The following is an 18,126-nucleotide window of genomic DNA, read 5'->3' as shown; positions in this document are numbered from 1 at the left end:
ACATGCTCGAGATCAAGGGATTACGGGTTGTTCGAGGCGAAGGATCGCAGGCTCACCGGATACGGCTGGACGCGCTGTGCCTGCAGGCCGGCGAGATTCGCGCCATTACCGGCGAAAGCGGCTGCGGCAAGAGCACCCTGCTGGAAGCCATCGGCCTGCTGCTCAAGCCTGAACAACTGACGCATTACCGGCTTGGCCCGCAACGCCAGGATGTGGCCAGCCTGCTGGCCACCGACCAGCAGCCGGCGCTGGCGGCATTGCGCTCACGCGAACTTGGCTTCGTGCTGCAGAACGGTGGGCTGCTGCCCTTCCTCAGTGTGCGTGACAACATTCTGCTGCCGCGCCGCCTGCTCGGCCTGGCACCTGCCAGCGCAGCGGTGGACAAGGCCGTCGAAGCACTGCGCCTGGCACCGCTGCTGAGCAAGCTGCCCCAGGCGCTGTCCATTGGCGAGCGCCAGCGGGTGGCCTGCGTGCGCGCCATCGCCCACGAGCCAAAGGTGCTGTTGGCCGACGAGCCAACCGCCGCACTGGACCCACACAACGCCGAGCGGCTGTTCGAGCTGCTGCTGAATCTGGTGGCCGAGCTGGGGCTGAGTGCCTTGGTCGTGTCACACGACTGGGCGCTGGTCGAACGCTTCGGCCTGCCACGGCTGGGCGCCATCAACGGTCAAGGGGAAACACGCTTTGAACCCGTGGCATAAACGCCTGCTGCTACTGGTCAGGTTGTCCCTGGCCGACCTGTGGCACGACCGCAACGTTTCCCTGTGCATGGCGGCCTCGCTGGTGGCCGTCATCGCGCCCCTGCTGCTGCTGTTCGGCCTCAAGCACGGAGTGGTCAGCCAGTTGCAGCAGGAACTGCTCAGCGACCCGCGCAACCTCGAAGTCAAGATGCTCAGCAGTGGGCACTACGACCAGGCTTGGTTGCAGCGCCTGCAGGCACGCCCGGAGGTAGGCTTCGCCATTGGCCAGACCCGCTCCCTGAACACCCAGGCCGACCTGCTCGGGGCACATGGCCGCTTTGCCGACAATGTCGAAGTCATTCCTACCCGAGCCGGCGACCCGTTGCTGGCGACAGACCTGAGCGAGCTGGCGCCCAACCAGCTGATCCTCAGCGAACGGGCCGCCGAGCGCCTTGACGCCAAGGTTGGGGACACCCTGCGCTTGCGCGTCGCCCGGCGCCTGAACGAGGTCAACGAGCGTGGCGAGCGTGCCCTGCAGGTACGCGCCATCGTCGGTTCGGTGCGCTTCGCCCGGCCGGCTGCTTTCGTCAGCCCCGAGCTGCTGATGGAGCTGGAGCACTACCGCGATGGCTACCTGGTCACCAGCCTGGGGGCCAGCAGCGGCCAGGCCCTGGACGCCTTGAAAGTCGGTTACGCCCGGGCGCGGGTCTATGCGCGAGACATCGACAGCGTGGCGCCGCTGGAGCACTGGCTCAATGAACAGCGTATCGAGACCACCAGCCGCTTGGCAGAGATCGACAACGTCAAAGCGATCAACCACGTGCTGGGGCTTATTTTCGGCGTTATTGCCGGGGCCGCACTGATTGGCTGCATCGCCTCGCTGGTCGGCGCCTTCCTGGCCAACATCGACCGCAAGCGCCGCCACCTGGCAGTGCTGCGCCTGCTGGGCTTCAGCAGTGCCGCAGTGTCCGCCTACGTGGTACTGCAAGCGCTGGTGCTGAGCCTGGCAGGCTACCTGGGCGGGCTTGGCAGCTACTACCTGGGCAGCCTGCTGTTCGACCGGCTACTGGTCAGCAGCCAGGCAACCGGCGCCTTCATCTGTCACATCACCGTCTGGCATGGCCTGGTCGCCCTGCTGCTGGCCTTCCTGGTCGCCGGCCTGGTCGCCCTGATCGGCGCCTTGCGTGCCATACGGATACAACCTGCGGAGAGCCTGCGTGAACTCTAAAGCCTATAGCCGCCTGCTTCTGGCGCCACTCGGTCTCGGCTTCGCCCTACAGGCAGCAGCGGCAAGCTGGGACGAGAAGTACTACAACCCGATGCCTGATGCCGACGACGTGGTGCTGCCCATGCCCTGCGACGGAGCCATGGTGTTTCGCAAGGTGATGATCCCGGTGGCCGGGCCGCTGGACGACTACCCGATCAACATCGGCCAGGACAGCGCCGAATGGGGCTATGTCGAGCAGACCCGACCCGCCTTCATTGCCGGTAGCTTCACCAGCGCCAAAGGCGAGAAGTCGCGCTATTACCTGCTGGCCAAGTACGAGATGAGCCAGTTGCAATACAAGGCGTTGATGGACGAGACCTGCCCGACCGCCGCCAACAAGCAACGCCTGCCGATTGTGTCGGTTTCCTGGCTGGATGCCCTGCAGGCCGCCGACAAGTACAACCGCTGGTTGCGCGCCAATGCGCCAGACAAGCTGCCCCGCGAAGATGGCGCCCAGGGGTTCCTGCGCTTGCCGACCGAGGTGGAATGGGAGTTCGCCGCGCGCGGTGGCTTGCAAGTCAGCACAGCCGAATTCCGCGATGGCCGCTACCCCATGCCCGAAGGCCTGAATGCCTACGAATGGTTCGCCGGTGCCCAGTCCGCCAACGGCCAGTTGCAGCTGAGCGGCCTGCTCAAGCCGAACCCGCTGGGCCTGCACGACATGCTCGGCAATGCCAGCGAGATGATGTTCGAGCCGTTCCGCCTGAACAAGCTCGACCGCCAGCATGGCCAGGCTGGCGGCTACGTGGTGCGTGGTGGCAACTACCTGACCAGTGAGGGCGACCTGCGCACCTCGCTGCGCCAGGAAGAGCCGTATTACAACGCCGAAGGCGCCGTGGCCAAGAAAACCAACGGCCTGCGCCTGGCCATGGTTTCACCCACCCTGACTTCGCGGGACCGGGTAAAGAGCATCGAGAAAAGCTGGAGCAACCTGGGTAGCGATCAACCGGCCACCGAGAGCAAACAGAAAGGCACCGTCAAGGCGCTGGAAGAGCTTGCCTCCAACGTCGAAGACGAAGCCCTCAAGACCCAGCTGAAAACGGTCGAAAACCAATTGCGCGCCAGCAACCAGCAACAGCAGGAAGCCCGCGACCAGGCAATCCGCGCCAGTCTCAACCTGGGTGCCTTCCTGTGTACCAAGATGCTCGACGATGGCCAGTACCTGGACTTCCTGCAGAAAAATTACGCCAGCAACTGCAAGGCCGGCGAAGAGGACCCGACCTGTGGCGTGCGCAAGGTCAAGCTCGAAGAGCAAGAGCAACGCTTGCACAAACTCAGCCGTTACTACGCCAGCTCCCTTGTGGAGTCCGGCTCGCTGTACGGCAAAGACTTGATCGAAGCCCAGGTCCCGGTGCTGGACGGCTCGTTCAAGGCCAACAAGAACCTCAAGGAACTGTCGCCGTACCTGCAAACCCACTGGGCCAACCAGGTGTCGTTCCTGAAGACCCAGAAAATTGACGCCACCGCTTGGCTGAACAAGTGCAAGACCGTCGCACACTGACTCAAGGACATCCAGGAGCTGCAACATGAACACCACCCCATCCAGCCGTATCAACCCTTGGCTCAGCTTGCTGATGGCCGCGTGCCTGGCCTTCACCGGATGCGCCAGCACCGGCAGTTCGCTGACCGGTGGCGGCGGCACCGCCGACCCGCGCCTGACTACTGGCAATGATGCGAAGTTCTTCAGCACTTCGGGCTTCCAGGCCTGCGCCCTTGCCGCTGGCGGCGGTATCCTTGCCTGCATGCTGTCCAACTCGGGTAACAAGGCGGCTTGCTCGATCATCGCCGGTGTCGCGGCATGCGGCGTGGCAATGGGCGCCAACTACTACCTGGACCAGCGTCGGGCCAAGTATGCCGATACCACTGAACGCCTGAACGCGATGACCACCGAAGTACAGGGTGAAACCGCCAAGGTGGCGGAGCGTACCAACACCCTGCAACGCGTCATCAATGACGACAAAGAACAGATTGCCAGCATCCAGAACAGCATCAAGGCCAAGACCATAGACATGGCCAAGGCCCAGCAGGACATCGCCAACATCGACCAGAACATCAGCTTGATGCGCAAAGACCTGAACAACATGAAAACCCGCGTTACCGAGTACCAGCAGGTGGCCAAGCTCGAACGAGACGGCGGCGCCAGCCCAGCCGAGGTGCAGAAGGTGGAAGCCGAAATCGCCAAGATGAACACCAAGGTCGCGTCGCTGCAGCAAGAGGTCGACGGCCTCTACAACCAGCGTTCGGCTATCACCTTGGGCTGAGGGAGAGCACGCCATGTTCCTGCGTAACTGCCTGTGCCTGGCCCTGCTGGCCAGCCTTGCGGGGTGTGCGACCACTGCTTCGCAGTGCAATGCCTCTGACAGCGACACCAGCCTGATTGGCAAACTCAACTGTGACTATGGCGGAGGCTATGCCGAAGGCGTACGCAACAGCGAGCAGAGCCTGCTGAGTGCCCAAGAGCAGAACCGCCAGTTCAACGAGGTCTACGCACAGTTGAGCGCGCTGCAGGCCTCGACCCGCCAGGACCTGCAAAGCCAGCAGCGCCAGCAGGCCAGCCTGGAGAAATCGTTGAATGGCCTGCTGAGTACCCTCAAGGCCCGCCATGGCAACAAGAGCGATGTGCAAAAGCAGATCGCCGCCCTGGAGCAGCAGCTCAAGGCCAACCAGGCTGCGCCCTCGCAAAACGCCAGCAGCGCCCAGATCGAAGCTCGCAAGCAGAAACTCAAGGACCTGCAACAGCAGGTCAGCCGCCTTCAGCTAAGCCTGGGTTACGAGTAAAACCTTTTCGGCAGCTTCGGCTGCCGAATCTTTTCAGGATATCCACATGCAGCGGGTTACCCGCGACACCAGCCCGGCCAAGGACGACCTGCGGGCACTCGAAGAGGCTATGGCGATCATCGTCAGGCACTTTCCCCCAAGTATTGCCCACCTGTTTGCCACACCACGCACTGGCAAGGACGGCCTGCGCGAATGGTGGTCGGACCTGCAAGGTCAACCGCACCGTTACCACGACCTGGGCGCCGAGCAGCAGGCAGCCTTGCTGCGCCTGTACGACGAACGCCAGGAAGCAGTACGCCAACTGGTAGGCAAGCTGGAAGGGCTGGGCCAGGCCAACGAGGCGGCCCTGTTACGCAAGCTGATCGGCCCTGCCAACCTGGACAACCTGTACAGCGTCAACGGGCAACCACTGGTCGTACGCTGGGTCGAGCCGGCACCAGTCAAGCCCGCGCCGGTGCCCGTACCGCCACCTGCGCCGGTGGCCCGCCGGCGCTGGATATGGCTGCCGTGGTTTCTGCTGCCGCTGCTTGGCCTGCTGTTGCTGGCCCTGGCCTGGTGGTTCGGCTGGCCGCACCTGCAGCACTGGCTGGCCAGCCGCGACACAACGCCGTTCGCCTGCGTGAAGGACACGCGGATACAGCCGCCGGAATTTTCCGTGGTGCTCGATACCTCGGGCTCGATGCTGCTCAACGTCGCCGCTACCCCGGAAGACGAAAAATGGTTCTTCCAGCACATCAATGATGATCCGAACATCGATCAGCAACGTGTTGCGCAACTTACCCAGGCCCCCATACGCATGGACGTGGCCAAGAGCAGCCTGACCCACCTGATCAACGACCTGCACCCGGCGGTCGACATGCGTGTGGTGACTTTCGATGGCTGCCGTGCGCCGCTGGACCATGGCGTGTTCAAGCTTGCCCAGCGCCCGGCCCTGATCGAAGGTATCCAGGCACTGGTACCCAACGATGGCACCGCCCTGGCAGCCAGCCTGGACATGACGGCCAGAACCATGAACGGCCGCGACCGCGACGGCATGATTCTGATGTTCATCGACGGCGCGGACGGTTGTGAGCAGGACGTTTGTGCCGTGGCGCAACGAATTGCCCGCGAGCAGCCACGCCTGCGCGTCAACCTGATCAACATCAGCAACAGCAACCTGGCCAGCTGCGTCGCCGAGAACACGGGTGGCCGAATCTATTCCGCCAACGACGCCGAGCAGATAGCCGCAGCCCTCAAGGATGCCAGCCAGGAAGTCTCCAGCACGGCTGATTGCGACTAGGAAGAACCATGCAAAGGGTAAACCGCGACACCGATGCCAGCCAGGATGCTGCCAACGCCCTCGAACAGAGGGTGGCCCTGATTCGCCAGCATTTTCCACCGGGTATCGCCAACCTGTATGCAATACCCAGGCAGGGCCGCGACGGCATACTGGAATGGTGGTCCGAGCTGGAGGGGCAACCACATCTGTATGCCACGCTCGGACGAGAACAGCAGGCAGCCCTGCTGAAACGCTACGAAGAGCGCCAGGCTGCTGTCGGGCAGTTGGCAGACGAGCTGCAAAAGCGCGGCCAGGCACCTGCCGCAGAGGCGTTGCGCACACTGGTCGGGCCACCGGATCTGGCCAACCTGTACAGCATCAACGGGGAACCTCTGGTGATTCGCTGGGGGCAGCCGACACCTGTCGCGCCACCGCCAAAGCTAGCGTCGGCCAAGCCAAAGCCCGCGCCAACGCCAAAACCCGTGGAAACGCGCACCACAGTGATGGTCGAACGCCGCCCCCTGCGCCTGTGGCCCTGGTTGCTGTTTGGCCTGCTGTTGCTACTGCTCTACTGGCTATATAGCAGTTGGCCGGCACTGTACCAGCGCTGGCAAAGCTACCCGCAGACTGCAATCTGTACGCCAGGCGGTGCCTTCCAGGCGTCGGAGTTTGCAGTGGTGCTGGACACCTCCGGTTCCATGGACCAGCGCATCAGGGTGAAAAAGGAGGATGACCCTTGGTATATCGCCTTGCTGGCCCGCATTCCCTACGTCGATGAGCTGCTGGCCAACAACCAGCCACAACGGCTCACCCGCATGGATGTGGCCAAAAGCTCGCTGACCTCGGTGATTGGCGACCTGGACAAGGATGTGGACATGCGCCTGGTCACCTTCGATGGTTGCCGCAGCCCGGTCGATCACGGTGTCTTCGGGCAAGGCCAGCGCGCCGACCTCATCAAGCGTGTAGCCGACCTGAATGCACGGGGCGGGACAGGCCTGGGCATCAGCCTGCAAGCGGCAGCCAGCAAGATGAACGGGCGCGACCGGGATGGGGTGATCGTGATGTTCGTGGATGGCCGGGACAGTTGCGGCACCAGCGTGTGCAACGTGTCGGAACAAATAGCCAGAAGCCAGCCACGACTGCGGATCAATGTGGTCAACATCAGCGCCAGCACCGGCTCGAACTGCGCAGCCAGCAACACCGGCGGGCGGGTGTACACCGCCAATGATGCCGCCGCCGTTGCCGCAGCGCTCAAGGAAGCGAGCCAAGAGGTGGCGGCGAGCGGTTGCCTGTAGACACGGGCTTGCCCGCGAAGCATCCAGCGCGGTGCATGGCACCGGCTGTGCCGGTGTTCGCGGCTAAAGCCGCTCCCACAGGGATAGCGTGCGCCCAAAGCCTGCACAGTACCTGTGGGAGCTCGCCCGCGAAGAATCCAGCGCGGTGCATGGCACCGGCTGCGCCGGTGTTCGCGGGCATGCCCGCTCCCACAGGGATGGCGTGCGCCCGAAACCTGCACAGCACCTGTGGGAGCGGGCTCGCCCGCGAAGAATCCAGCGCGGTGCATGGCACCGGCTGCGCCGGTGTTCGCGGCTAAAGCCGCTCCCATAGGGATAGCGTGAGCCCAAAGCCTGCACAGAACCTGTGGGAGCGGGAGGGCCCGCGAAGAATCCAGCGTGGTGCATGGCACCGGCTGCGCCGGTGTTCGCGGCTAAAGCCGCTCCCACAGGGATAGCGTGAGCCCAAAGCCTGCACAGAACCTCCAGCGCGGTGCATGGCACCGGCTGCGCCGGTGATCGCGGCTAAAGCCGCTCCCACAGGGATGGCGCGAGCCCAAAGCCTGCACAGAACCTGTGGGAGCGGGTTCACCCGCGAAGAATCCAGCGCGGTGCATGGCACCGGCTGTGCCGGTGTTCGCGGCTAAAGCCGCTCCCACAGGGATAGCGTGCGCCCGAACCCGGCACGGCAACCACCGATGACGTTTTTCAATCGACTCCATGCCGTTTCCTGCATTGCCGTGCAGAGCGCCGTGCCGGATGCTTTATTTACTCAGAGAATCGCTTTTTCCACCCGCAGAGGCCCGTATGAAGAACGTCGAACAAATCCTCAAGACCAAGTCCCAGCACCAGACCGTGTACACCATCGGCCCGGATGACTCGGTACTCGACGCCCTGAAACTGCTGGCGGAGAAAAACGTCGGTGCGCTGCCCGTGGTCGAGGGCAACCAGGTGGTGGGTATCGTCAGTGAACGGGACTATGCGCGCAAACTGGTACTCAAGGGCCGCTCTTCCGCCGCTACCCCGGTGCGCGAAATCATGAGTGCCCCGGTGGTCACCGTGGAGCCGAAGCAGAACCTCGAGTACTGCATGAACCTGATGACCAACCGCCACCTGCGCCACCTGCCGGTGGTCAACAACGGCGAGCTGCTCGGCCTGCTGTCGATCGGCGACCTGGTCAAGGAAACCATTGCCGAACAAGCCAGCCTGATCCTGCAACTGGAGCAATACATCCGCGGCGAATGAAGCGCCTCAATGGTAGGCGCGCTCCAGCTCGTCCAGCTGATGGTCGAAGCTGCGCAGGCGCGCCGACCAGGTATACACCAGCACTTCCAGGTCACGGTTGAGCACGGCGGTATTGCCATGGCCGCTGCTGCTTGGCTCGCCCAGATCCAGCTGGTAGCGTTCGCGGGCCATGGCTTGGGCCACGCTGGACAGGTCGCGGGCATTGGCCAGCCAGTGATGATGGTGGTCATGAACTTCACGGTCGAGCAACCGGCACTGGCGCTTCAGGGCATCCAGGCTCTGCTCCAGCGGCGTGCCCCTGAGCTCACCCATGACCTCTTCGAAGGTACGCCCCGAATGCCAGTAGCTGCCCCAGAAATAGCGGTCGAACACCGTCTCGACGCGGCGCAGCGCGACCTTGGTGTTCCAGATGGCCAGCAACGTTCGCCCCTGCACCACTTCGCGCTTGTTCAGGTGCAGTTGCTGCCAGGCGATCCAGGCCAGCGCCACCAGCGCAACCGCCACAGTGACAGCCGCGGCTGCATACAGGAAATGCACCGCCTGAGTCATCTGTTGCGTGTGCCTGATGCCGTAGAAGTAACTGGCCGTCAGGGTGCCCAGGATCGTCACGGAGCACCAGAAACCTGGTGCGTAGGGATCTTTCATCGCGCTATCCCCTTATTGTTTTCCTGAGCATAGCAACGGCCAATCACTCGTCAGGTGCCGCTCGGCGCTTTATTTTCGAGGGCGGCGCAATGCTTCGTTGAGTTGATCGAACGGCACCGCCCAATCGGCATCTTCAATGATGCTGTCCTTGAGGAAACTACGCTGGGCATCGGTCCAGAACGGCGCATCCACCAGCTTGATGTCGTTCTTCAATGGCGAGTGGCTGGCGATGAACTGATCGATGCTCACCGCATCGTCAGCCAGCCCCAGTTGTTTGAACAAGTCTGCAAAGGGATGGATCGGCGCTTCCATGGTTCCTCCTGAGAGCCAGGCAAGCCGTCCACGACGCCCGCCTGGCATTGGTTTGAAAACATCAGCAAAGCTCGCGCACTTCGGCGTGCGGCACCAGTTTCATGTACTGCTCCATGCTCATGTGGATCAGGTGATCGTGATCACCCGCCTCAAGGTAGACATCACCTTGGCGGGTAAGGCTCGGGTCGAGCAGCATTTTTATCTGGTAGGCATCGCCAAGCGCTGGCACGGCGCCGCGCTCGCAGTCGCCGAACAGGCTCGGCAGGCCGCTTTCACGGGTCAGTTGCCAGGCGCCGGACATACGCACCTTGCTCATGTCCAGATGCCGGTTGGCCGGTAGCACGGCCATGATGTAGTTGCCATGACGGTCATCGAGCATCACCGACTTGGCGACCCGCTCGGCGGGCACGCCGGCCGTGCGGGCCGACTCCAGGCTGGTGGCCGAATGTGGATGGGGAATGATGTCGTAATCGCAGTTGGCCTTGTCCAGGCGATCCTGCAGGGTCTTTGCCATACGCATGATGCACCTCCGGTTTCGCCCCCCAATTTCCAATTTTAGGCCGGGTACCAGCAGGCAGGGCTAAACTTGTGCAATAGAGGCAAACGAGGTGACGACAGGTGATCGCCCGCTGCTGGCGCTGGCTATTGCTGCTGTTGCTGCTTGGTATCACGCCAGGCGGTCAGGGAGCGCCTGGTGCAGTCTGGGTATTGGGTGTCGATGACGCCATCGGCCCTGCCAGCGCCGACTACCTGGTGCGCAGCCTCGACCAGGCCAAGGCACAGGGTGCACAACTGGTGGTTATCCGCATGGACACCCCGGGCGGGCTGGACAGCGCCATGCGCCAGATGATCAAGGCGATTCTCGCCAGCCCAGTGCCGGTCGCAACCTTCGTCGCCCCCAGCGGAGCCCGCGCCGCCAGCGCCGGCACTTACATCCTCTATGCCAGCCATGTCGCGGCCATGGCGCCCGGTACCAACCTGGGGGCCGCAACCCCCGTGCAGGTCGGTGCTCCGCCAGGCACGCCCAAGGATGACAAGGCCAAAGGCAGCGATGACGATACCCTCGCGCGCAAGCAGGTCAACGATGCGGCAGCCTACATCCGTGGCCTGGCGCAGCTGCGCGGGCGCAATGCCGACTGGGCGGAGAAGGCCGTGCGCGAGGCGGTCAGCCTGTCCGCCAGCGAGGCCTTGAGGCTTGACGTTATCGACCTGATGGCCGATGACCTGCGTGACCTGCTGCACAAGCTCGATGGCAAAACGCTCACTGTCGCTGGCCAGCCCCAGCAACTGCAGACTGCCGGCGCCAGCCTCATCGAGCACCTGCCGGACTGGCGCACACGGGTGCTCGCAGTCATCACCAACCCCAGCGTGGCGCTGATTCTGATCATGATCGGTGTGTACGGCCTGCTGTTCGAATTCATGAATCCCGGCTCGACGGTCGGCGGCGTGATCGGCGGTATATGCCTGCTGCTGGCGCTATATGCCCTGCAGCTGTTGCCGGTGAGCTTCGCCGGGGTGGCGCTGATATTGCTCGGCATCGCCTTCATGATTGCCGAAGCCTTTCTGCCCAGTTTCGGCGTGGTCGGCTTTGGCGGCATTGTCGCCTTCGTGGTCGGCGCGCTGATCCTGATCGACACTGACGCCCCCGGTTTCGGTATCCCGTTGACCCTGATCGGCATCCTGGCGGTGTTCTCGGCGCTGCTGATCGGCGGCGTGCTGGGCATGGCCCTCAAGGCCCGCCGACGGGCGCTGGTCAGCGGTGACGCCGGCCTGGTCGGCAGCCTGGTCACCGTCACACAGGTGATGGCGGGCAACCCGTTCTGTGGCTTTGTGCTGGCCCAGGGCGAGCAATGGCAGGCGCAGTGTGCAACGCCACTGCAAGCGGGCCAGAACGTGCGGGTGACCGCGCGCCATGGCGTCATGCTGGAAGTGAGCGCCGCCGCGCCCGCGGCGCAAGGAGAATGACCATGTTCATGCAATTGGGCTTCGGCGCGGTGCTGATCGTGCTGGCGATGCTGTTGCTGTCGGCGTTCCGCATCCTGCGTGAATACGAGCGCGGCGTGGTGTTCCAACTGGGGCGCTTCTGGCAGGTGAAGGGGCCGGGGCTGATCCTGCTGATCCCGGTAATCCAGCAAATGGTGCGGGTCGACCTGCGCACCGTGGTGCTGGATGTACCACCTCAGGATGTGATCACCCGCGACAACGTCTCGGTCAAGGTCAACGCCGTGCTCTACTTCCGAGTGCTCGACCCGCAGAAGGCGATCATCCAGGTCGAAGATTTCCTCGTGGCGACCAGCCAGCTGGCCCAGACCACGCTGCGCGCGGTGCTCGGCAAGCACGAACTGGATGAACTGTTGGCCGAACGCGAGCAACTGAACTCGGACATTCGCCAGGTGCTCGATGCACAGACCGATGCCTGGGGTATCAAGGTGGCCAACGTCGAGATCAAGCACGTCGATCTCAACGAATCGATGGTGCGCGCCATTGCCCGCCAGGCCGAGGCCGAGCGTGAAAGGCGGGCCAAGGTGATCCATGCCGAGGGTGAGTTGCAGGCGTCGGAGAAGTTGATGCAGGCGGCGCAGATGCTGAGCAAGGAGCCAGGGGCGATGCAGTTGCGCTACATGCAGACGCTGGGGACGATTGCCGGGGACAAGAGCTCGACCATCGTCTTTCCACTGCCGGTGGATTTGCTCAAGGGGCTGGTGGACAAGCAGAAATAGAGGTGGCCCATTCGCGGGCAAGCCCGCGAATGGCCTACATACGGTCTGTCAGACTGGCGCGCGACGCAGAGTCGCCAGGAAGGTGGCCGCGCCAATGAACAACCCGGCGAAAGTCCGGTTCAAACGCTTCTGCTGTTTGGGCGTACGCAGCAGGCGCAACACCCGCGCAGCCAACCCGGTATACCCCGCCATCACCAGCATATCCACGGCGACCATGGTCACGGTGATCGCCACATACTGGGGCAACAGCGGTTCATGCGGATTGATGAACTGCGGCAGCACCGCCAGCATGAACACCAGCGCCTTGGGGTTGCTGACGTTGACCAGGAAACCACGGAACACCAGGCTAAGCGGTTTGCCGATCGGACGCACGGCGGATTCATCGCTCATGTCCAAGGGCAGCGCACGCCACTGTTTGTAGGCCAGGTAGACAAGGTAGGCGACACCGAACCATTTGATGATCTGGAACGCCGTGGCCGAGGCAGCCAGAACAGCGCCGACGCCGGCGGCGATGATGGCGATCTGCAGGATCAGGCCCAGTTGCAGGCCCAGGGCGTTCCAGTAACCACGCCAAAAACCGTATTGCAGGCCACTGGACATCGAGGCAATCGCCCCGGCGCCGGGTGAAAGGCTGATCACCCAACAGGCGGCAAAGAAGCCCAACCACACTTCCATCGACATCACACACCTCGCTCGGACATTTGTTGCAAAACGTTAAGCTAAGGTGTTGGTGAAAAAATAACCAGCGATTTCTGAAGGATTTGTATTGCCTGTGCTGGCCTCTTCGCGGGTAAACCCGCTCCCACAGGTATCGCGCAATCCCCAAGGGCTGCGGAATTCCTGTGGGAGCGGGTTTACCCGCGAAGAGGCCGGTGCAGGTTCAGTCAGCCTCTACAGGCGACTCTTTGTGCATGGACTGCACCTCAGCCCCGCGCCAGCGCCGTACTGACTTCTGGAAGAACTGGCTATTGGGCACCTGCACCAGCGCCCCGCCCGCCTCGGGCATTTCCATCAGCGTGGTGAACAGCAGGTTGATGGCAATCACCCGGCCCTTGACGCCCGGCTTGTCGAGGGTGTCGACCAGTTCGACCACATCACCAATACGAAACGGCCCGACGGTGAAGATCAGCACCGCGCACAGCAGGTTGGACAGCACGCTCCACATGGCGAAGAAAGCCACTGCCGCCACCGCGACGAAGCCGGACAGTGCTGTCCACAGCACGGTCGCCGACACACCCAGGCGCTCCAGCACAAACAGCAACGCGCTGCCCATGATCAGCCAGCGCAGGCCGCCACGCACCGGCACCAGCAATTCCGGCGGCAACGGGTAGCGCTGGCCCAGGCGGCTCAGCCCGCGTGCAACAATGCGCTGCAGAACGAAGGCCGCTACCAGGATCAACAGGATCTGCAAGCCCAGCCAGAAGGTGTCCATCCATTGCCCTGGCAGCAGCGAACGCAGTTCCTCCATCAGGACAGCGCCTCGAGCTCGGCCTGCATGCTTTCGAGGGTTTCCAGCGCTTCCATCCAGGCCTCTTCCAGTTCGCCTTCGCGCTGCTTCAGCTTGGTCTGGCGCGCCAGCAGGTCACGCAACTCGTCCTTGCGCGAAGCGTCGTAGAGGCCACCATCACCCAGCGCGGTCTCGATCTCGGCCAGTTGCGCGTGCACCTGGTTGAGCTCGGCTTCCAGCTTGTCGGCAGCCTTCTTGTGCGGGGCCAGTTGCTGACGCAAGGCTGCGGCAGCCTGGCGTTGGGCCTTCTTGTCGGTCTTGTCCGGGTTGACCGGGGCGGTACTGGCCGGCGCGCTGCGCTGGCGATACTCGACCAGCCAGCGGCTGTAGTCGTCCAGGTCACCATCGAAGATGTCGACCTTGCCGTCGGCCACCAGCAGGAACTCGTCGGTGGTGCTCTTGAGCAGGTGACGGTCGTGCGACACCACCACCACGGCACCGGCAAACTCCTGCAGGGCCATGGTCAGCGCCAGGCGCATTTCCAGGTCGAGGTGGTTGGTCGGTTCGTCGAGCAGCAGCAGGTTCGGTCTTTCCCACGCGATCAGGGCCAACGCCAGGCGGGCCTTCTCACCACCGGAGAAGTTCACCACCGGCTCGTCGACGCGATCGCCATGGAAGTCGAAGCCGCCCAGGAAGTCGCGCAGGGTCTGCTCACGCTCGGTGGGGGCAATGCGCTGCAGGTGCAGCAGCGGGCTGGCCTTGTCGTCCAGCGAATCCAGCTGGTGCTGGGCGAAGTAGCCCACGGCCAGGTTCTCACCCCGTACCAGGCGGCCCGATAGTGGCTCGAGCTCGCCAGCGAGGTTCTTGATCAGGGTCGACTTGCCAGCGCCGTTGGGGCCGAGCAGGCCAATGCGCGCACCGGGGGTGAGCTGCAGCTTGACCTTGTCGAGGATCGCCTTGTCACCGTAGCCCAGGCGGCCTTCGGACAGGCTCAGCAGCGGGCTGGAGATTTTCTGCGACTCGCGGAAAACGAAGTCAAACGGCGAATCGACATGCGCCGCCGATAGCTCCTCCATGCGCTCCAGGGCCTTGATCCGGCTCTGTGCCTGGCGGGCCTTGGTGGCCTGGGCCTTGAAGCGGGCAATGTACTTTTCCATGTGCGCACGCTGGGCCTGCTGTTTCTCGTAGGCCTGCTGCTGTTGCGCCAGGCGCTCGGCCCGGGTGCGCTCGAAGGCAGTGTAGCCGCCCTTGTACAGGTTCAGCTTGCGCTGCTCGACGTGCAGCACATGGTCGACCACGGCATCGAGGAAGTCGCGGTCGTGGGAGATCAGCAACAACGTCCCGGGGTAGCCCTTGAGCCAGTCCTCCAGCCACAGGATAGCGTCCAGGTCCAGGTGGTTGGTGGGCTCGTCGAGCAGCAGCAGGTCGGACGGGCACATCAGGGCCTGGGCCAGGTTCAGGCGCATCCGCCAGCCACCGGAGAAGTCGCCGACGCGGCGGTCCATCTGTTCGTTGGTGAAACCAAGGCCGGCCAGCAACTTGCGTGCGCGGGCGTCGGCGGTATAGCCGTCGGCGCTATCCAGCTCAATGTGCAGGCGCGCCAGGGCGGTACCGTCGTGGGCCTGCTCGGCCGCAGCCAGTTCGGCCTGGACCTTGCGCAGGCGCACGTCACCGTCGAGCACATAGTCCACGGCCAGGCGGTCGAGGGTATCGACCTCCTGGCGCATGTGGGCGATGCGCCAGTCACCGGGCAGCTGGCAATCGCCGGCATCGGGCGACAGCTCACCGCGCAGCAAGGCGAACAGGCTGGATTTTCCGGCGCCGTTGGCGCCGATCAGGCCGGCCTTGTGACCGGTGTGCAGGGTCATCTCGGCGCCTTCTAGCAAGCGCTGCGGACCACGCTGTAAAGTGAGGTTGGATAGTCTGATCATGATGGTCGCGGAGTCTACCAGCTTCCTCGGCCCATAGCGCGAGTGGAACCATGCACACCGACCTGTGGAATCACGCCCTGGCCCTGTACGCCAGGCCCGGCGTGGAAGCCGCCTGCCTTGAACTGCAGGCGCTGGGTGGCGATGTCTGTCTGCTGCTGTGCGCAACCTGGCTGCAGGCGCGTGGCGTGGCCGTGCGGGACGAACGCGTACAGGCATTGCGCGAGGTTACCGAGCCCTGGCAGCGCGAAGTGGTCAACCCATTACGTAGTTTGCGCCAACAGTGGCGAGCAGCAGCACAAAGTGATGCGCAGCTGGCGGCGTTGCGTGAGCAGGTGAAGGGATTGGAATTACAGGCCGAGAAAACCTTGCTGGAACGCTTGCAGGAGCGTTCGCGACAATGGCCGGCAAGCGCCCATGAGCCCATGGACGACTGGCTGGCACGGCTGGCGCCAGACCAGGCCCGCCACCACGACGCGCTGGTTCGGTTGCGCGTCGCGGCGGCAGCGCTTCAGGACGCCGAAGACGGTGCCTGAGCCGGGGTGCTGGCAGGTGCCGATGGCGCTACCGAAGCTGCCGGGGTGGCCGAGTTGGTCGCGGCGGCCGGAGTGCTGGCGGCTGGCGTAGCCGGTTTGGCTTCGGCTGGCTTGCTGGCAACAGGCTTGGCAGCTGCTGGCTTGGCGGCGGGTTTGGCAGCCGTACGTGCTGGGGCCTTGGCGGCAGCTGGTTTCGCGGCCGGCTTGGCAGCAGCGGCTTTGGCTGGCGTTTTGGCCGCCGCTGGCTTGGCTGCAGGTTTAGCGGCTGCGGTGGCCTTGGCAGCCGGCTTGGCTGCAGGTTTGGCAGCAGCAGTGGCCTTGGCGGCTGGCTTGGCCGCAGGTTTGGCAGCAGCAGTGGCCTTGGCAGCCGGCTTGGCTGCAGGCTTGGCAGCAGCAGTGGCCTTGGCGGCTGGCTTGGCTGCAGGTTTGGCAGCAGCAGTGGCCTTGGCAGCCGGCTTGGCCGCAGGTTTGGCAGCAGCAGTGGCCTTGGCAGCCGGCTTGGCCGCAGGTTTGGCAGCAGCAGCGGCCTTGGCGGCCGGCTTGGCTGCAGGTTTGGCCGCAGCAGCCTTGGTGACGGGTTTGGCGGCTGCCGGTTTGGAGGTCTTGGCAGCACGCTGGTCAAGCGCCTTGGCTGCAGCTTCGCGAACCTTGCCTACACCTTGGGCCAGCTTGAGGCTGTCCTGGGCATCGCGCTTGAGTTGCTGGATATAAGAACGAGTCTGGGTTTGACGTTCCTTGAGGGAGTCGAGCAGTTCTTCAAGTTCGCCAATGACTTTTTGCGCCTTGGTCTGCGCCTTGGCTTTACCTGCCTTGGCCGCGTCTTGCAGTTTCAGGCGACCGTTGTGCAGTTTTTCCTGGGCCTTGCCACGCTGCTTTTCCAACTTGGCCAGCAGTTTTTCCGCATCAGCCAGCGCTTGCGAGCAGGCATCTTCCAAGTGTTCGAGCAAGCTGCCCGAAAGTTGCTGGAGCAGGTGTAACGGCGTGCTTACTGGCTTCTTTTTAGCCGACATGGTTTACCTCCTGGCTGACGAGATTGCGGCTCATACTATGCTTCTGCTGCTACCGCCGCTAGGGCATGTTGACAGTATTGTTTACGCCGCGTTGCATGCCTGGGCAAAGTTGTTATCTTGCAGCTCCGAGCAAGTGTAGTTGCTGAATAAATCATTGCTGATATTTGGCAGTTATCTGTATTGCACAGCCCCCTGTAGGAGCGGCCTTGTGTCGCGATGGGCTGCGAAGCAGCCCTGGACTTCAGCACCACCGCAGATATTGCCGGGGGCTGCTTTGCAGCCGTGTCGCGACACAAGGCCGCTCCTACAAGGACCGCGAGCACACAATACAAAACGGAACACTGGCATACTTCCCCGCTCATTGGCGCAGGAACTGACCATGCCTCGATATCTTGTTTTAGGTTTATGCCTGCTGGCACCCATCGCCCTGGCCGACAGCGAAGAACATGACCTCGCCTACAGCATCGGCGCCAGCCTGGGTGAGCGGCTGCGCCAGGATATACCGGGCCTGCAGTTGGATGCGCTGGTAGAAGGCCTGCGCCAGTCCTACCAGGGGCAACCGCTGAAACTCGACAAGGCACGCATGCAGGCTTTGCTCCAGCAGCAGGAAGCACAGGAAGGCGATGCCGCCATGCAGAAGCTGCAAGCTGCCGAAACACGCTTCCTGGCCAACGAGCGTGGTCGTTATGGCGTGCACGAACTACCGGAGGGCGTGCTCTACAGCGAACTGCAAGCAGGTACGGGCGCGCAGCCCAAAGCCGGTGGCAAGGTGCAGGTGCGCTATGTGGGCAGGCTGCCAGACGGCTCGGTGTTCGACCAGAACCAGACGCCCCAGTGGTTCAGCCTGGACTCAGTCATCGAAGGGTGGCAGGTGGCCTTGCCAAAGATGCACGCTGGCGCCAAATGGCGCCTGGTGATCCCGTCGGCGCTAGCGTATGGCGCCGAGGGTGCGGGCGACCTGATTGCACCCTACACCCCCTTGGTGTTCGAGATAGAACTGCTGGCGGTTGGCGACTGACGCCAACA

General features: G+C 63.4%; 19 protein-coding genes. 12 read left to right on the top strand and 7 right to left on the bottom strand.

Going from position 1 to position 18,126, the window contains the following annotated elements; translation table 11 throughout:
* Window positions 1-2: 2 nt before the first annotated feature.
* The 8 genes from KDB76_RS01170 (at window position 3) to KDB76_RS01135 (ending at window position 8,502) form a co-directional block, all read left to right on the top strand.
* Entirely contained in the window at window positions 3-701 is a 699-nt protein-coding gene (locus tag KDB76_RS01170) for an ABC transporter ATP-binding protein (protein ID WP_013970409.1), read from the top strand.
* Window positions 685-1,908 carry an FtsX-like permease family protein gene (locus tag KDB76_RS01165; protein ID WP_013970408.1) on the top strand — a complete coding sequence of 408 codons (1,224 nt, stop codon included), beginning with the start codon at window positions 685-687 and terminating at the stop codon, window positions 1,906-1,908. The genes KDB76_RS01170 and KDB76_RS01165 overlap by 17 nt, the downstream gene beginning before the upstream one ends.
* On the top strand, window positions 1,898-3,448 hold the full coding sequence (locus tag KDB76_RS01160) for an SUMF1/EgtB/PvdO family nonheme iron enzyme (RefSeq protein ID WP_013970407.1): 1,551 nt from the start codon (window positions 1,898-1,900) through the stop codon (window positions 3,446-3,448). Before KDB76_RS01165 ends, KDB76_RS01160 begins: the two co-directional genes overlap by 11 nt.
* A gap of 25 nt (window positions 3,449-3,473) precedes the next feature.
* Window positions 3,474-4,208, top strand: a complete 735-nt coding sequence (locus tag KDB76_RS01155) for a hypothetical protein (protein WP_013970406.1) — start codon at window positions 3,474-3,476, stop codon at window positions 4,206-4,208.
* A 13-nt stretch (window positions 4,209-4,221) separates the two neighbouring features.
* The gene (locus tag KDB76_RS01150; protein ID WP_013970405.1) at window positions 4,222-4,725 is read left to right on the top strand and encodes a hypothetical protein; all 504 of its coding nucleotides are present in this window, start codon (window positions 4,222-4,224) and stop codon (window positions 4,723-4,725) included.
* 46 nt (window positions 4,726-4,771) lie between these two features.
* Window positions 4,772-6,004: a hypothetical protein gene (locus KDB76_RS01145; protein ID WP_013970404.1), complete on the top strand. Its 1,233-nt coding sequence runs from the start codon at window positions 4,772-4,774 to the stop codon at window positions 6,002-6,004.
* 8 nt (window positions 6,005-6,012) lie between these two features.
* A complete protein-coding gene (locus KDB76_RS01140; RefSeq protein WP_013970403.1) occupies window positions 6,013-7,278 on the top strand; it encodes a VWA domain-containing protein in 1,266 nt (421 codons plus the stop codon).
* Window positions 7,279-8,064: 786 nt separating this feature from the next.
* Window positions 8,065-8,502, top strand: a complete 438-nt coding sequence (locus KDB76_RS01135; protein ID WP_013970400.1) for a CBS domain-containing protein — start codon at window positions 8,065-8,067, stop codon at window positions 8,500-8,502.
* A gap of 6 nt (window positions 8,503-8,508) precedes the next feature.
* Here the strand turns inward: KDB76_RS01135 and KDB76_RS01130 are convergent, their stop codons facing one another.
* From KDB76_RS01130 to KDB76_RS01120, 3 genes are all read right to left on the bottom strand, one after another.
* Window positions 8,509-9,147, bottom strand: a complete 639-nt coding sequence (locus tag KDB76_RS01130; protein ID WP_024087980.1) for a hypothetical protein — start codon at window positions 9,145-9,147, stop codon at window positions 8,509-8,511.
* Window positions 9,148-9,216: 69 nt separating this feature from the next.
* On the bottom strand, window positions 9,217-9,459 hold the full coding sequence (locus KDB76_RS01125) for a DUF2789 domain-containing protein (protein WP_013970398.1): 243 nt from the start codon (window positions 9,457-9,459) through the stop codon (window positions 9,217-9,219).
* Window positions 9,460-9,520: 61 nt separating this feature from the next.
* The gene (locus tag KDB76_RS01120) at window positions 9,521-9,979 is read right to left on the bottom strand and encodes a YbaK/EbsC family protein (protein ID WP_024087979.1); all 459 of its coding nucleotides are present in this window, start codon (window positions 9,977-9,979) and stop codon (window positions 9,521-9,523) included.
* A gap of 98 nt (window positions 9,980-10,077) precedes the next feature.
* On the opposite strand from KDB76_RS01120, the gene KDB76_RS01115 reads away from it, so the two are divergent.
* Both KDB76_RS01115 and KDB76_RS01110 read left to right on the top strand, forming a co-directional pair.
* Window positions 10,078-11,424, top strand: a complete 1,347-nt coding sequence (locus tag KDB76_RS01115) for a nodulation protein NfeD (protein ID WP_038408532.1) — start codon at window positions 10,078-10,080, stop codon at window positions 11,422-11,424.
* 2 nt (window positions 11,425-11,426) lie between these two features.
* Window positions 11,427-12,179, top strand: a complete 753-nt coding sequence (locus tag KDB76_RS01110; RefSeq protein WP_015268552.1) for a slipin family protein — start codon at window positions 11,427-11,429, stop codon at window positions 12,177-12,179.
* Window positions 12,180-12,227: 48 nt separating this feature from the next.
* Here the strand turns inward: KDB76_RS01110 and KDB76_RS01105 are convergent, their stop codons facing one another.
* The 3 genes from KDB76_RS01105 to KDB76_RS01095 form a co-directional block, all read right to left on the bottom strand.
* Entirely contained in the window at window positions 12,228-12,860 is a 633-nt protein-coding gene (locus tag KDB76_RS01105) for a LysE family transporter (protein WP_015268551.1), read from the bottom strand.
* Window positions 12,861-13,059: 199 nt separating this feature from the next.
* Window positions 13,060-13,647, bottom strand: coding sequence for a mechanosensitive ion channel family protein (locus tag KDB76_RS01100; RefSeq protein WP_023662001.1), 588 nt, complete (start codon window positions 13,645-13,647; stop codon window positions 13,060-13,062).
* Entirely contained in the window at window positions 13,647-15,557 is a 1,911-nt protein-coding gene (locus tag KDB76_RS01095; RefSeq protein WP_038408529.1) for an ATP-binding cassette domain-containing protein, read from the bottom strand. The genes KDB76_RS01100 and KDB76_RS01095 overlap by 1 nt, the downstream gene beginning before the upstream one ends.
* A gap of 50 nt (window positions 15,558-15,607) precedes the next feature.
* Here KDB76_RS01095 and KDB76_RS01090 point away from each other — a divergent pair, with 50 nt between their 5' ends.
* Window positions 15,608-16,090 (top strand): TIGR02444 family protein, encoded by a 483-nt coding sequence (locus KDB76_RS01090; protein ID WP_038408527.1) that lies wholly within the window; start codon window positions 15,608-15,610, stop codon window positions 16,088-16,090.
* Here KDB76_RS01090 and KDB76_RS01085 read toward each other — a convergent pair.
* Window positions 16,066-17,100 carry an AlgP family protein gene (locus KDB76_RS01085; RefSeq protein ID WP_038408526.1) on the bottom strand — a complete coding sequence of 345 codons (1,035 nt, stop codon included), beginning with the start codon at window positions 17,098-17,100 and terminating at the stop codon, window positions 16,066-16,068. The two genes, KDB76_RS01090 and KDB76_RS01085, sit on opposite strands and share 25 nt — an antisense overlap.
* A 379-nt stretch (window positions 17,101-17,479) precedes the next feature.
* Between KDB76_RS01085 and KDB76_RS01080 the strand changes: the two genes are divergently transcribed.
* Entirely contained in the window at window positions 17,480-18,118 is a 639-nt protein-coding gene (locus tag KDB76_RS01080; protein ID WP_023662698.1) for an FKBP-type peptidyl-prolyl cis-trans isomerase, read from the top strand.
* Window positions 18,119-18,126: the final 8 nt, after the last annotated feature.

The sequence above is a fragment of the Pseudomonas sp. JS425 genome (assembly GCF_018223845.1).
Taxonomy (GTDB): domain Bacteria; phylum Pseudomonadota; class Gammaproteobacteria; order Pseudomonadales; family Pseudomonadaceae; genus Aquipseudomonas; species Aquipseudomonas asiatica.
This window is presented reverse-complemented; position numbering and strand designations above follow the sequence as displayed.